This is a genomic window from Enterococcus raffinosus, from assembly GCF_001886185.1.
Lineage (GTDB): Bacteria > Bacillota > Bacilli > Lactobacillales > Enterococcaceae > Enterococcus_A > Enterococcus_A raffinosus.
Map to the genome: position 1 here is coordinate 45,264 of NZ_JXLA01000004.1, position 14,756 is coordinate 60,019.

Consider the following 14,756-nt stretch of genomic DNA (forward strand, 5'->3'; position numbering starts at 1 on the left):
AAAAAGAACCCTCATAAAGAGGGCTCTTGCTAAGCTCTACGCTTTGTAATCGTAAGCTGTTACGATGATTTCTTTCAGCTCGCTGATTAATGGTTCTTTAGGGTTAGCTGTTGTACATTGGTCTTCGTAAGCTAACTCAGCCATACGATCCACTGTTGTATTCAATGTTTCTTGAGTCACGCCTTGCGCTTTCAAGTTCATATCAATACCACAAGTTGCTCCTAAGTTGTAAACTGCTTCGATTAATGCTTCCACTAATTCAGCTGTTGTATTGCCTTTAAGGCCTAAGAACTTCGCGATATCAGCATAATCAGCATCGGCACGGAAGTAGTCATATTTAGGGAACATCGCATGTTTTTGAGGATCTTTGGCATTGTAACGGATGATATGAGGCAATAGAATTGCGTTCGTACGTCCGTGAGGAATACCATATTCTCCACCAATTTTATGAGCGATTGAGTGACAAATTCCTAAGAATGCATTGGCGAAGGCCATACCAGCCATTGCTGATGCGTTATGCATTTTTTCACGTGCTTCTGGATCAGCTGTTTTAACAGATTTTTCAAGGTTTTCAAAAACGATCTTGATTGCTTGTAAGCTTAATCCGCGAGTGTAGTCAGATGCCATAACAGATACATAAGACTCGATCGCATGTGTCAATACGTCCATACCAGTATCAGCTGTTACTGAAGCAGGTACTGTCATAACAAATTGAGGGTCAACAATCGCTACATCCGGTGTTAACGCGTAATCTGCTAATGGGTATTTCACGTGTGTTTCACTATCTGTAATAACGGCAAATGGTGTTACTTCAGAACCAGTACCAGAAGTTGTCGGGATACATACGAACTGAGTTTTTTCAGGTTTGCCGATATTGTAAGTCCGTTTACGAATATCTAAGAATTTTTGTTTCGCGCCGAAGAATGAAGTGTCTGGGTGTTCAAAGAACATCCACATGCCTTTCGCCGCATCCATTGCTGAACCACCACCAAGAGCGATGACTGTATCTGGTTGGAACTCGTTGAACATTTCTAGCCCTTTGTAAACAGTATTTGTTGAAGGGTTCGGTTCAACATCAGAGAACACTTCGATTTTCACGTCATTTTTACGACGTCCAAGAACTTCGCGAACGATGTCAGCATACCCAAATTGAACCATACCAGGGTCACAAACTAACATAACACGTTCAACATTTTCCATTTGCGTCAAATACAATAGAGAGTTCTTTTCGAAGTAGATTTTTGATGGTAATTTAAACCATTGCATATTATTTCTCCGTTTCGCTATAGTTTTAACATTGATTAAGTTAATAGCAGATACGTTCTTAGATACAGAGTTCTTACCGTATGAACCACAACCAAGAGTCAATGATGGGATCATTTCATTGTAGATGTCACCGATACCGCCTTCAGCAGATGGTGAATTTACTAAGATACGGCAAGCTTTCATACGCAAACCGAATTTCACTTGTAAATCTTCGTCTTCAGTATGGATAACCGCTGTATGTCCTAATCCGCCTAACTCAAGCATGCCTTGGCAAAGATCAAATCCATGTTGATGATCATTTGCTTTAATCATAGCTAAAACTGGAGAAAGTTTTTCACGAGATAATGGATAATCCGCACCCACGCCGTCTAATTCCGCAATCAGGATTTTAGTTCCAGCTGGAACTTTGATTCCTGCGCGTTGCGCAATATCTTCAGCTGAATGCCCAACGATTGCAGGATTTACTGCATATTTTCCTTCGTTCATTACAGCGTCTTCTAATCTCTTCAATTCTGCTTTCTTCACTACATATACTTGATGTGCTTGGAATTCAGCTTTTACTTCTTCGTAGACTTCTTTGTCAACGATGACCGCTTGTTCAGAAGCACAAATCATTCCGTTATCAAAAGATTTAGAAACGATCAAATCATTTACCGCACGTTTAATTTTTGCAGTTTTTTCAATGTATGAAGGTACGTTACCAGCACCTACACCTAAAGCTGGTTTCCCAGTGGAATATGCTGATTTAACCATGCCAGGTCCGCCAGTCGCAAGGACGATTGCTACACCTGGGTGATTCATTAACATTGAAGTTGCGTCGATCGATGGCTTTTCGATCCATTGGATACAGTTTTCAGGAGCGCCCGCTGCGATTGCAGCATCACGAACGATACGTGCAGCTTCAGCTGAACATTTTTGAGCACTTGGATGGAATGCAAAAACGATTGGATTCCCTGTTTTCAATGCAATCATTGATTTGAAGATTGTAGTAGAAGTTGGGTTCGTGGTAGGTGTTACCCCACAAACAACACCGACAGGTCCGGCAACTTCAATTAAACCTTTTTGTTTGTCTTCACCGATTACGCCAACTGTCTTATCATGTTTGATGCTGTTCCAAATATACTCTGATGCGTACATGTTTTTGATTGCTTTATCTTCGACAATCCCACGGCCAGTTTCCTCAACCGCCATTTTTGCCAACATCATGTGTTTGTCTAGTGCAGCCATTGCCATTTCATGAACGATATGGTCAACTTTTTCTTGATCGAAATCTTCCATTTCTTTCAGAGCAACATTTGCTTTTGCCGCTAATTCATCAATCACTTGCTCAACGCTGATCGCGTCTTTTTCCTTTTCAATCGCTTTAGCCATGTGTATCCTCCTAAAAATTTTTGTGTTACTTTTCACATACACATCATACAACACAGCCGATCGTTTGTAAATAGTTTTTGTGATTTTTTTCACACCATTTCGTTTTATTAACAAACTCCCTATTTTAAAGACTTTCGTAACATTTGTTTTTATAGTAACTTTAACTAATTCTTTACTCTTTTAAAGAACTTTTTTCACAAATGCAATTTATTCGTTAATTGCTTTTTCGGATTATACGAAATTAGTGGCTACCCAAATGAATTTCCATTAAGTCTGCTTTAACTGTTCCTTTTAGCACTTAATACAAAAACTGTCCCTACCAAGAGGATGCAGCCTATAATAGAGAGAAGTTTATTATTAGACATCCCTGTTTTTGGATATTGTTTTTTAGTTGCAGTTGATGCTGATTGGCTTGATTGTTCGCGGCTGCTTTCTTTTGTTGTGTCCACCTCTTTTGAAGCATTCTTTTTCGTAGCTGCTGTCTCGCCTTCCTTGGTATTCTCTTTTGTTAAGGAGATTTGCTTATTTTTTTTAGTAAAGGTAAATGTTATCGGCTCATTATTCAATGTATATCCTTCAGGTGCTTTTATTTCTACTAATGAATAGTTACCTTTTGGCAACGGATGAATATGAAGCAGACCATTTTTATCCGTCATCAGCTTCTTACGAAGATACATCTTCTCTCCCTTCTCGTTGCTTAATTCAAATTCTGCGCCTGAGAGCTTCTCTCCTGTTGCCGAATCGATTTTAGTTAAATTGATACCGTCCTTGTTCTCTGAACTAGTGGTTGAAGTAGGGGTAGTGGACTTTTGAGCTGTCGTCTTTTCTTTTGTAGAAGGTTTTCCAATTATTATTTCAGACTGTTCCTTTCGACTCTGAAGAATAGCTGTCGCAGGAACAAAAACTTGATCACTAGAGACCTGTCCTCTTAAGGAAATTTGATTTAAGACAAGAAATTTATTGGTTTGGGTATTTTGAGTTCGAAAATTATATTGATTTCCTTCACCAGCTCCACCTGTAATTACTGTTTGATACCCTGGAGTAGAAACCTCACGAATTAAATAGCTGTGTCCATCGATTAACAATGACTTCCAGTCTTTCAAACCCTCGATCCTGTCTAAATACTTTCCCTGAGGAGACTTATTTTTATAGAAGGAAACTTTGACTACTTCCCCCTTCTTGACTATCTTTTTTTCAGTAATCCCATAAGCAACTGCTTTAACAGGTTCTGCTTGATCCACGATCACATATTCGAAATGTTGAAATTCAGGCAAGTCACCAATTCCTGTTACTTGGGCTTCTACTTGGATTGGACTCGCCTTTGAAGTTACTGAATCGATAATTGTCAATTTGTGATTTGTCAGCGAACCATTGCCTCCTAGATTAATACCATTGCCTGCTTTTACAGCTTTCACTTTAATTGTTAATGGAATATTTATCAGCTCTTTTTGACTTGCTCCTAGGTCATTAAGTCTTACAGTAAAACGATTATTTCTTAGAAAAGCCTGACCAATCGTCTCTTTGGTGACAGAATGAGTCAAATCCAATGTCGACTCCTCTATATAAGTATGGAGAAACCGTTCATCGGGTAACGTAAAAGCAAATGTATCTCCCGCTTCCACTTCTTTCATGTTTTCTGTATTAATGGTCCATAAGTAGCTCAATTGGACAATCTCGTCTACTTGAACTTTATTCGCTTCAGGAACTTGAATCCCGTTCTCTTTGGATACTTCTACCCCAAGAACCTCTACCTTGTCTGTAACATCTTTCGCCGCGCTTGTAACCACAGGAGAAAACACACTAGTTATTACCATACTCAGCCCCAATAACAAAAGAAGGACAAGGATAGATATACCATTTCTTTCTCTCATTCTTTTCCCCTCCAATATCGTTTTATTCCACTAAACAAAAGAACACGTGCGTCATAACTATTTCCTAGTACTGATTCCTCTACTGGCAAAGTACCTCTCTTTTTTTTATTTTCTCAGATTATCATCAGCAAAAGAGATGGTTTTAAAATCTTATATTCCTTATTTTTAACAGCTGATAAGTAATCTGGTTTTTGCGAGGAAACAAAAAAAAGGTGCGTATAATTACGCACCTTAACGATTATAATAGTAAGAACAATAATAAATCTTACTTATCTTCTGTTTTATCTTCAGGTTTTTCTTCCACGACAGTTTCAGTAGGCTCTGTTGTTTCTGGTTCAACAACTTCCGTTTCAACAGGGGCTGTCGCTGGACGGACACCAGACTTCACCGTTCTGATTGAAGAACGATCAAATACTAGATAAATTCCTTCACAGTCTAACGTAACTGTTTTATCGTTGTTGTTGATCTCAGAGATCACACCATGAAGTCCGCCAATAGTAACTACGCTATCTCCGACCTTCATTGCATCTAATAAACTTTGACGTTCTTGCTGTTGTTTCTTTTGAGAACGGTTCATCATAAAGAACATTCCCAGCATTAATACTAGCAAGATAATCATTGAAAAGTTTCCCATTTTAAATTTCCCCTCGCATTCTTAGTAAATCCACTTTTAACTGTAACAAAGTTTCCAGCGTTACACTAGCCTTTTTAATCAGACTTTAGAAACTTTTTGCGTTTTGCTTGTTAAAACCATATTCTTCAAAGAAGGCTTGACGAAATTCTAATAAGTTGTCATCCATAATTGCTTGACGAACTTGCTTCATCAAGTTGATCAAGAAATACAAATTGTGATAAGAAGTCAGGCGAATCCCAAAGGTTTCATCACAGTGGATCAAATGACGAATATATGCACGTGTATAATTACGACAAGTATAGCAATCACACTTTTCATCTAGAGGACGGAAATCATGAGCGTACTTCGCATTTTTAACGACTAATCGACCAGCAGACGTCATACAGGTACCATTACGTGCTATACGTGTTGGCAGCACGCAGTCAAACATGTCAACACCGCGTATGACACCATCTATTAATGAATCGGCCGCGCCAACCCCCATAAGATATCGAGGTTTGTTTTCTGGAATTAACGGTGTAGTAAATTCTAATACTCGGTTCATTTCTTCCTTTGGCTCACCAACAGAAAGCCCGCCGATAGAATAGCCAGGAAAATCCATACTTACAAGATCTTTCGCGCTTTGACGTCGTAGATCCTCAAAGCCAGCCCCTTGAATAATCCCGAATAGGCCTTGAGTCGCTGGATTCGCATGTGCTTTTAGGCCGCGTTCAGCCCAGCGAGACGTACGTTCAACAGATTTTTTGACGTAATCATAGCTTTCATCAAATGGTGGACACTCATCAAAGCTCATCATAATATCTGAGCCTAATTTATTTTGAATATCGATCGCTTTTTCTGGTGATAAGAACATCTTCGAACCATTTAAATGATTTTTAAAATGAACTCCTTCTTCGACGATATTGCGCATATCAGCCAGTGAAAAGACTTGGAAACCGCCAGAATCGGTTAAGATTGGCTGATCCCAATTCATAAATTTGTGCAGGCCGCCTGCTTCAGCGACCAAATCTTCTCCTGGACGCAGCCAAAGGTGGTAGGTATTACTTAAGATAATGCCGGCACCCATCTCCTTCAATTCTTCTGGTGACATTGTTTTTACTGTAGCAAGCGTTCCTACGGGCATAAACATAGGTGTCGGGAAAGTACCGTGAGGCGTAATAATCTCGCCCAAGCGTGCCCCTGTATGTTTTTCTTTCTTTATTAAACGATAAGAAATGGCAGGTTCAGTCATTTAATTTCCTACTTTCTTCTATATGTATGTGTTTGCAACTTGTACCATAATACTGGTTTTAAGCCGCTTTTGCAACTTCTCTTACAGCGATCCTAAGAAGAACTTAAATAGACTCAAAATCTCTTTTTGCGTATAACCTTTCCCTTACTATTAAAAAACGTCTTCGATGGAAAGAATGACCATCGAAGACGTTCGTTTCTAAATATTTTCCGGATCTACTTCTGGTGCTTTATGGAACTTGATTAGCTCGTTCACTATGATTGGTACAATTGAAAGCAAGATCGCAATCACCCAATGATTCATACTGATTGGTACAAGATAGAACAATTCTTGTGTCTGAGGAATTAGCGCAATTGCCGTTGTAATTCCTAATGCTAACCAGGCCATTTGAGCCAATGATTTATTCGTTGCTAAATCTACTTTAAAAATCGATTTACTACTACGTACATTAAATACGTGCAGGATTGATGAATAAGCTAAAACTAGAAATGCAACAGTTTGTCCAACTTCTAAACTTGGTGGCGTAAAGTAGCTGACATGTTCAACAAATGCCCCAATATAGAAACCAATCAGAGTCACAATCGTAAAGACCACTGCGTTCAAACCAATTTTTTTCCATAGGCCGCGAGCAAAGATTCCTTCATCGCGAGGAATTGGTTTTTCATCCATGATTCCAGCTTCAGCCGGTTCTCTCCCCAACGCAAATCCAGGAAGCCCATCTGCTACTACGTTTACAAACAGCAATTGTACTGCCGTAAACGGGGCGCCCCAGCCTAATAGCATGGCAATCACTACAATGAAAATTTCTGAGATATTACAGCTTAATAAAAAGTTGATTGCTTTACGAATTCCTTGGTACACAGAACGTCCGCGAGCTACTGCATCAACGATTGTTGCGAAATTGTCATCGGTCAACACCATATCGGCTGCACCTTTTGCAACATCGGTACCGGTGATTCCCATGGCACAACCAACATCACTCGCTTTTAATGCCGGAGCATCATTGACGCCATCTCCAGTCATCGCTACGACAGCGCCTGTACGTTGCCAGGATTTGACGATTCGAATTTTATCTTCTGGTGTCACACGTGCATAAACAGATAAGTCCTTTACACGTCCATCAAGCTCTTCATCACTCATTTTTTGTAATTGAGCACCAGAAATCGCTTCTTTCCGAGTTTTCATGATTCCTAATTCTTTGGCGATAGCTCCGGCAGTAACGACATGGTCCCCGGTGATCATCACTGTTTTGATCCCTGCTTTTTTGGCACGTGCAATAGCTGCTTTTGATTCTGGTCTTGGCGGATCAATCATACCGATCAAGCCCATCAAGCGCAAATCTTTTTCTAATGCTTCCGAGGTTATGTCCTTAGGTTCTTCTTCATGGATCGCATAACCTACAGCAATGACTCGTAACGCTTTTTTCCCGAAACGGTCATTAACGATCGCCGCCTGATCTACATCCCCATAATGGAATTTTGGTAGTAACACGTCGAAAGCACCTTTAGTAATAGAAATAAATTTCTTCCCGCGCTTATGTACAGTCGTCATCATTTTCCGATCAGAGTCGAAAGGAATTTCACCGATTCGCGGGTATTTTTCTTCTAGTTCAGCTTTCGTATGATAATTTTCCTCTACTGCGCGAACAATTGCTGCTTCTGTAGGATTGCCCTTAATTTCTAATTCATTGTCATCATTTTCCACAATGACATCGGTACATAAAGCCGCAATGCTCAAAACTTCCATCGCTTCTTCCGTCATACCTTCTTCAGTATCAACGACCGAATCACCATGTGTCCAGACACGACGAACACGCATTTTGTTTTGCGTCAATGTCCCAGTTTTATCAGAACAAATCACGTTTGCTGATCCTAAAGTCTCCACAGCTGGTAATCGGCGAATAATCGCATTCTTTTGCGCCATTTTTTGAACGCCATAGGCTAATGTTAATGTCACAATAACCGTCAATGTTTCCGGCACGGCCGCCACAGCTAAGGAAATCGCAGTGATAAACATATCCAACATTGGTTCGCCTTGCATCTCTCCAATGAAAAACACAAAAGCCGCAGCTGCCAAAGCGATCAAACTGATCCGTTTCCCTAATTGATTTAATCGTTTTTGCAGAGGTGTTTTTTGTGTTTCATCACTATTTAAAAGACCGGCGATTTTTCCCATCTCAGTCTTCATACCAGTTGCAGTTACGATTGCTTTACCGCGACCATTAACTACTGTCGATCCTTTGTAAAGCATATTCAAGCGATCACCTAATGCATCGTCCTCTTCGCCTTGATATTCTGGATCTTTCATCACTGGTTCACTTTCACCCGTTAATGCTGATTCCTCTACACGTAATTGTGACGCTTCTACGATTCTTGCATCCGCAGTGATCATTGAGCCAGATTCAAGTAGTAGTGTATCCCCCGGCACAAGATTCTCAGCATCAATTTCTTCTTGTTTTCCATCACGCATGACAGTCGCTGTCTGCTTATTCATATCTTGCAAAGCAGATAATGCTTTCTCCGCATTTCCTTCCTGCACGATCGCTAAAACCGAATTAATCACAACAATAGCTATAATTAGAAAACTTTCGAAATAATCACCATGATCAGTCGCTATAGCGGTATAAAGGGATATAACTGCTGCAACTAATAAAATAATCGTTGTAAAATCCGTCAAACTATGAAAAAATTTTTTAATCAAGGATTCCTTTGGCGCTTCATCAAATTTATTTTTTCCGTTATTTTTTATTTGTTCCTGTACTTTATCTTCCGTCAATCCATCAGCTAAATCAGCGTCAAATTCGCTAACTACGGTATCTATCGTCTCTTTGTAGGGTTCCATCCCATTCCTCCTTTTCGTTATAAAAAACCTGTCTATATTATTACTATAACACAGAAAAGAGTCTTAACTCAAAGCATACACCTTGTCTTTTGGTCAAAAAGTAACAAAATTAATCTTTCTAAATAACCAAGTGTAATCGCTTCCAAAAACAATTCAAATGTGCTATATTATAGATACAAGGAAGGAGGAACTTAGATCATTCGAAGGATTTCTCGATAAGAAAGTAGAAAAAAGTAAACAATAAAATTGTTAGTAATACAAGATTCACCGAAAAGTTGTCAAGAGTGTACGTGTGAAGTATTTCTTTATAAATAGTGAATGCGTATCAGAGGTTGAGTAGTACATCAAACACACAAGTAAAAAGATACGTAAGTAAGAAAAAAGTTTCTTAAAACTGAATAAAAGTGAAAACGTAGTAAAAACAAATATTTATGTTTATAGTCAAGAAATTCATGTAATACTTTGCATGTATCATAAAAAGTAATATAAAATTCGAATGAACTAATCCTTCCGATATTCTAAGAGCCAGGCAGTCGAGAGCCTGGCTTTTTTGTGTGCAAAAAAACCAGTGAAATCATCCACTGGTCTCCTTCTTATTTAACAAACATTGCATCACCAAAACTGAAAAAACGATAACGTTCTTCAATTGCATGATGATAAGCCGCCAAAGTTTTTTCTCGTCCAGCAAAAGCACTGACTAACATTACTAGTGTTGATTTCGGCAGATGGAAATTCGTCGAAAATGCTTGAACGATTTTGAATTCATAGCCAGGCGTGATAAAGATATCTGTCCAACCACTGTCGGCTTTGATTTCACCATTGAATTTCGTTCCGATTGTTTCTAGCGTACGAATAGATGTCGTCCCAACAGCAATTATTTTTCCGCCATTCGCACGAACCTCATTCAATTGAGCCGCAGCTTCTTCTGTCAAACGGTAGAATTCACTATGCATTTGATGTTCAGCAATATTATCAACGCTTACAGGGCGGAATGTACCAAGCCCAACATGCAGGGTCAAATAGACAAGCTTCACACCTTTAGCTGCAATCTTTTCCAACAATTCCGGAGTAAAGTGCAGCCCCGCAGTTGGCGCAGCTGCCGAACCATTTTCCTTCGCATATACCGTTTGATAGCGTTCAGGATCTTCTAAGCGTTCCTTGATATAAGGCGGTAAAGGCATTTCACCTAACGACTCTAAATTTTCTAAAAAGATTCCCTCATATGAAAATTCTACTATTCGTCCGCCGTGTTCCAATTCCTTCTTCACTTCTGCACGTAAGCGCCCATCACCGAAAACAATCTGAGTCCCTACTTTCGCCCGACGCGCTGGTTTGATCAATGTCTCCCATTCATCACCCTGTGTATTGTTCAATAAAAGTACTTCTAGATGACCGCCGGTTTCTGGCTTCTCTCCATATAAGCGAGCAGGCAAAACTCGAGTATCATTCATTACTAATGCATCACCAGGAGCTAACTCCTCAATAATCTCTTCAAAATGTTTATCCTCAATTTGACCAGTCTCCCGATCCAAAATCAGCAAACGTGAACTATCGCGTTTTTCTAGAGGGGTCTGGGCAATTAATTCTTCTGGTAAATCAAAATCAAAATCCTCTGTGGTTAACATAGCTTCTCCTCTTTTCCTTCGCTATTCTATCATGGGGAATTCTGATTGAAAAGCACCGTGCTGCTTTCTTCCTCAAGAACCAAAAGAAAAAATAATACAAATTTAAAAATTGATTTCTTTCATTAGTATAAAAATGTTTTTTTATTCTCCCCTTCTCTACTCCTTTGTGATGAGAAAAATGTGATGTACTAAGGGTGTAACGGTTATTTTAAAACCATAGATAACGGTTTCTAATACATTATTTTGACCAAAAACAAGCCAGTTATTTGTTTTTAATTGACCTTTGTTGCATACTAAAACTATAAGTCTGTTAACTTTTCTACATTTAAGATGCTAATTATTAAGATTACGAACTTGCATTAGCAAGTTCGTAATCTTGGTGTACAAAGCGCTAATAAGATGATTTTTATTCAGAAAGAAGGAGTGAAAAAATGATTGAGTTTGACCACGTTTCTAAAATTTACAATGGGAACAAAGTAGCCGTTGAGGACGTCAACCTCTCTTTTGAAAAAGGAGAATTCATTTGTTTGATTGGTACAAGTGGGAGCGGGAAAACGACGACTATGCGAATGATTAATCGGATGATTGATCCAACAAAAGGAACAATCACGATTAACGGAGAAGACATTCAGAAGAAAAACCCTGTTGAATTGCGTCGTCAAATCGGGTACGTCATCCAAAATATTGGACTGATGCCACACATGACGATTCGTGAAAATATTAATCTTGTTCAACGTTTGTTAAAGGTAGACAAAGAAGAGCAAAATAAAACAGCAGAAAGAATGATTGATCTAGTCGAATTACCGCGGGACATGCTGGATCGTTATCCCCATGAGCTATCTGGTGGGCAACAGCAACGGATTGGGGTTGTTCGAGCACTCGCAGCCGATCAAGACATCATTTTAATGGATGAACCTTTTGGTGCCCTCGACCCGATCACTCGCGATTCTTTACAGGACCTTGTGAAGGATTTACAAGAACGCTTAGGTAAGACCATCGTTTTCGTTACCCACGATATGGATGAAGCTTTAAAATTGGCCAATCGAATTGCGATTATGGACAACGGAAAAGTCATTCAATTTGATACACCGGAAAACATCCTGCAGCAACCCGCGAATGAATTCGTAGAGGAGCTTTTGGGTGAAGATCGATTATTACAAGCAAAACCGGATACGACAACAGTTGGCGAAATTATGATGCATACCGCCGTATCCATTACACCGGAAAAGAGCTTGCAAAATGCCATTCGTTTAATGCGCGAAAAACGTGTAGATACGTTATTGATTGTTGATGAAGACAATGTCTTAAAGGGATTTGTCGATGTCGAAACTATCGACCGTGAACGTCGACGCGGTAAAGCGACAAGTGTAGGGGATATTATTAATCCAAACGTTTTTTATGTGAAGGAAGCAGCTTTGGTTCGTGATAGTTTACAACGAATTCTAAAACGTGGCGTTAAATATGTTCCCGTCGTAGATGAAAACAAGCATCTTGTCGGCATTTTAACTAGAGTTTCCCTTGTAGACATCATTTATGATGTTCTTTGGGGTGAAGAAGAAACCTTCGGAGATGCGGCCGAAAGCATTACAAGCGAGGAGGCATAACTATGCAAGCATTCATCAATGAATATGGTGGGCAAATGCTGACAAAGAGTGCTGAACATTTATATATCTCTGCTATTGCATTAGGTCTTGGTATTTTAGTTGCTGTACCTTTAGGCATTTTATTGACTCGCCTGCCGAAAATATCAAATTTTGTTATCGGAGTTGCCAGTGTCTTACAAACCATTCCCTCACTTGCTTTGCTTGCTTTGATGATTCCCTTCTTCGGCGTAGGTAAATTCCCAGCGATCATCGCGTTGTTTATCTATTCTTTATTGCCGATTTTACGAAACACGTATATCGGAATGAAGAATGTGGACCGAAATTACCGAGATGTTGCTAAAGGCATGGGGATGACCAATTTGCAATCAATTTTCACGGTAGAATTGCCAATCGCAGTCCCAACGATCATGGCTGGTATTCGTTTAGCCGCAGTGTATGTAATTGCATGGGCAACGCTGGCTTCTTATATTGGAGCAGGCGGATTAGGGGATATGATTTTCAGTGGTTTGAATAATTTCCAACCCCCTTTGATTATCGCTGGAACCGTTCCTGTTATCTTAATGGCGTTAATTGTGGACCTCTTATTAGGTTTCTTAGAGGATCGCATGACACCCGCAGCACTAAGGAAGGAGGAGTAAAGAATGAAAAAAATAAAAGTTTTAGCTTTACTCGGACTTTCATTATTGTTTCTAAGTAGTTGTTCTTTTCCTGGATTAGCTTCCAATGATGATGAAGACACAATCGCGATTACAGGCGGGATTACTTCAGAAATGCAAATATTAGGAAGCATCACTGCTGGTATGGTTGAACATTATACGGATAAAAAGACCACTGTAATTAATAATTTAGCTACCAATATGATTAACCATCAAGCTATGTTAAAAGACGATGCTTCCATATCTTCCGCACGCTACACGGGAACAGATTTATCCTCTATCTTGCAATTGCCTGCGGAAAAAGATCCGAAAAAAGCGTTCAATATCGTACATGATGAATTTGAAAAGCGTTTTGATCAAACCTGGTTCCCATCTTACGGATTTGATAACACCTATGTCTTTTTAGTAAGAAAAGATACCGCTGAAAAATATAATCTTAAAAAGGTAAGTGATTTAAAACGAGTTTCAGGAGAATTGAAAGCTGGGGTAGACACTTCTTGGATTACACGTAAAGGAGATGGCTACGAAGGATTTAAGCAAGCCTATGGATTTGAGTTTTCTTCAATCTTACCGATGCAGGTCAGCCTTGTATATGATGCCCTCTCAGCTGGAAAGATGGACATTGTTCTCGGGTATTCAACAGATGGACGTATCGCCAGCTATGATCTCGTAATGCTGGAAGATGACTTACGCTTCTTCCCTCCTTATGACGCTGCGCCAATCGTTTCTAATAAGCTATTGAAATCTGATCCCAAAGTAAAAGATGCACTGGAACGTCTTGCAGGAACGATTTCTACTGAAGAGATGCAAAAGCTTAATTATCGCGCAGATAATGACTTAGTCGAACCACAAATCGTTGCAGAAGATTTTCTAAAAGAACATAACTATTTCGAAGGGAAGTGAGCGTAGTGGAAAATCTAAATACTTTTCAACAATTCATTCAATACTATCAAACGAATGGCAGTATTATTTTTGCCCAATTTGTACGCCACTTCTTAATCTCGATCTATGGAGTTATCTTCGCCGCGATCGTTGGAATTCCGTTGGGGATTTTCATTGCGCGCCATACGAAGTTAGCCAATTGGGTTATTCGTTTAGCCAATGTTATCCAAACAATCCCCTCATTGGCAATGATTTCCGTATTGATGATTGGAATGGGTCTTGGTGTCAACGTTGTTATCCTGACAGTATTTCTATATTCGTTACTACCAATTATCAAAAATACTTACACTGGTATGCGGCAAGTCGATAAAAATGCCTTAGACGTCGGAACCGGCATGGGCATGACAAATTGGCAGCGACTTTATATGATCGAACTGCCTCTGTCCGTTTCAGTCATTATGGCAGGAATTCGAAATGCATTAGTCGTTGCCATCGGAATCACTGCCATCGGAGTATTCGTTGGAGCGGGTGGTTTAGGCGATATTATCATTCGTGGTACGAATGCAACAGATGGGACCGCTATTATTTTGGCAGGTGCCTTACCTACTGCTTTAATGGCTATTATGACTGACTGGATTTTAGGGATGGTCGAACGGAAATTAGACCCTGCTACTAAAACAAGTAAATAAAATGAAAAATGCTGCTGTTTGAAGAGACCTTCAAACAGCAGCATTTTCTTATTTAATACTAATCTGTTCTTTTTGTGCTTTTCCTC

10 protein-coding genes are annotated in these 14,756 nt (G+C 39.5%); 4 read left to right on the forward strand and 6 right to left on the reverse strand.

Annotated elements, in window-relative coordinates; translation table 11 throughout:
* Window positions 1-36: 36 nt before the first annotated feature.
* From adhE to queA, 6 genes are all read right to left on the reverse strand, one after another.
* Entirely contained in the window at window positions 37-2,637 is a 2,601-nt protein-coding gene (gene adhE / locus RV13_RS02820) for a bifunctional acetaldehyde-CoA/alcohol dehydrogenase (protein ID WP_010747139.1), read from the reverse strand.
* 278 nt (window positions 2,638-2,915) lie between these two features.
* Window positions 2,916-4,508, reverse strand: a complete 1,593-nt coding sequence (locus tag RV13_RS02825) for a SpaA isopeptide-forming pilin-related protein (protein WP_010747140.1) — start codon at window positions 4,506-4,508, stop codon at window positions 2,916-2,918.
* Between the two features lie 265 nt (window positions 4,509-4,773).
* Window positions 4,774-5,142, reverse strand: coding sequence for a preprotein translocase subunit YajC (gene yajC / locus RV13_RS02830; protein ID WP_028020374.1), 369 nt, complete (start codon window positions 5,140-5,142; stop codon window positions 4,774-4,776).
* Window positions 5,143-5,227: 85 nt separating this feature from the next.
* Window positions 5,228-6,373, reverse strand: coding sequence for a tRNA guanosine(34) transglycosylase Tgt (tgt, locus tag RV13_RS02835; protein WP_010747142.1), 1,146 nt, complete (start codon window positions 6,371-6,373; stop codon window positions 5,228-5,230).
* A 198-nt stretch (window positions 6,374-6,571) separates the two neighbouring features.
* Window positions 6,572-9,214 carry a cation-translocating P-type ATPase gene (locus RV13_RS02840; protein WP_028020375.1) on the reverse strand — a complete coding sequence of 881 codons (2,643 nt, stop codon included), beginning with the start codon at window positions 9,212-9,214 and terminating at the stop codon, window positions 6,572-6,574.
* Between the two features lie 593 nt (window positions 9,215-9,807).
* Entirely contained in the window at window positions 9,808-10,839 is a 1,032-nt protein-coding gene (gene queA, locus RV13_RS02845; RefSeq protein WP_010747144.1) for a tRNA preQ1(34) S-adenosylmethionine ribosyltransferase-isomerase QueA, read from the reverse strand.
* A 431-nt stretch (window positions 10,840-11,270) separates the two neighbouring features.
* Between queA and RV13_RS02850 the strand changes: the two genes are divergently transcribed.
* The 4 genes from RV13_RS02850 to RV13_RS02865 are packed head-to-tail and all read left to right on the forward strand — an operon-like array spanning window position 11,271 to window position 14,670.
* The gene (locus RV13_RS02850; RefSeq protein ID WP_010747145.1) at window positions 11,271-12,443 is read left to right on the forward strand and encodes a betaine/proline/choline family ABC transporter ATP-binding protein; all 1,173 of its coding nucleotides are present in this window, start codon (window positions 11,271-11,273) and stop codon (window positions 12,441-12,443) included.
* A 2-nt stretch (window positions 12,444-12,445) separates the two neighbouring features.
* On the forward strand, window positions 12,446-13,081 hold the full coding sequence (locus RV13_RS02855) for an ABC transporter permease (RefSeq protein ID WP_010747146.1): 636 nt from the start codon (window positions 12,446-12,448) through the stop codon (window positions 13,079-13,081).
* A 3-nt stretch (window positions 13,082-13,084) separates the two neighbouring features.
* Complete coding sequence (locus tag RV13_RS02860; protein ID WP_010747147.1) at window positions 13,085-14,002, forward strand: osmoprotectant ABC transporter substrate-binding protein; 918 nt, start codon at window positions 13,085-13,087, stop codon at window positions 14,000-14,002.
* A 5-nt stretch (window positions 14,003-14,007) separates the two neighbouring features.
* Complete coding sequence (locus RV13_RS02865; RefSeq protein ID WP_028020376.1) at window positions 14,008-14,670, forward strand: ABC transporter permease; 663 nt, start codon at window positions 14,008-14,010, stop codon at window positions 14,668-14,670.
* Window positions 14,671-14,756: the final 86 nt, after the last annotated feature.

Bases quoted from the DNA above. Each gene is read 5' to 3' on its own strand.
- adhE (WP_010747139.1), bottom strand. From the start codon at position 2,637: ATGGCTAAAGCGATTGAAAAGGAAAAAGACGCGATCAGCGTTGAGCAA.
- RV13_RS02840 (WP_028020375.1), bottom strand. From the start codon at position 9,214: ATGGAACCCTACAAAGAGACGATAGATACCGTAGTTAGCGAATTTGAC.
- yajC (WP_028020374.1), bottom strand. From the start codon at position 5,142: ATGGGAAACTTTTCAATGATTATCTTGCTAGTATTAATGCTGGGAATG.
- RV13_RS02855 (WP_010747146.1), top strand. From the start codon at position 12,446: ATGCAAGCATTCATCAATGAATATGGTGGGCAAATGCTGACAAAGAGT.
- tgt (WP_010747142.1), bottom strand. From the start codon at position 6,373: ATGACTGAACCTGCCATTTCTTATCGTTTAATAAAGAAAGAAAAACAT.
- RV13_RS02850 (WP_010747145.1), top strand. From the start codon at position 11,271: ATGATTGAGTTTGACCACGTTTCTAAAATTTACAATGGGAACAAAGTA.
- queA (WP_010747144.1), bottom strand. From the start codon at position 10,839: ATGTTAACCACAGAGGATTTTGATTTTGATTTACCAGAAGAATTAATT.
- RV13_RS02825 (WP_010747140.1), bottom strand. From the start codon at position 4,508: ATGAGAGAAAGAAATGGTATATCTATCCTTGTCCTTCTTTTGTTATTG.
- RV13_RS02860 (WP_010747147.1), top strand. From the start codon at position 13,085: ATGAAAAAAATAAAAGTTTTAGCTTTACTCGGACTTTCATTATTGTTT.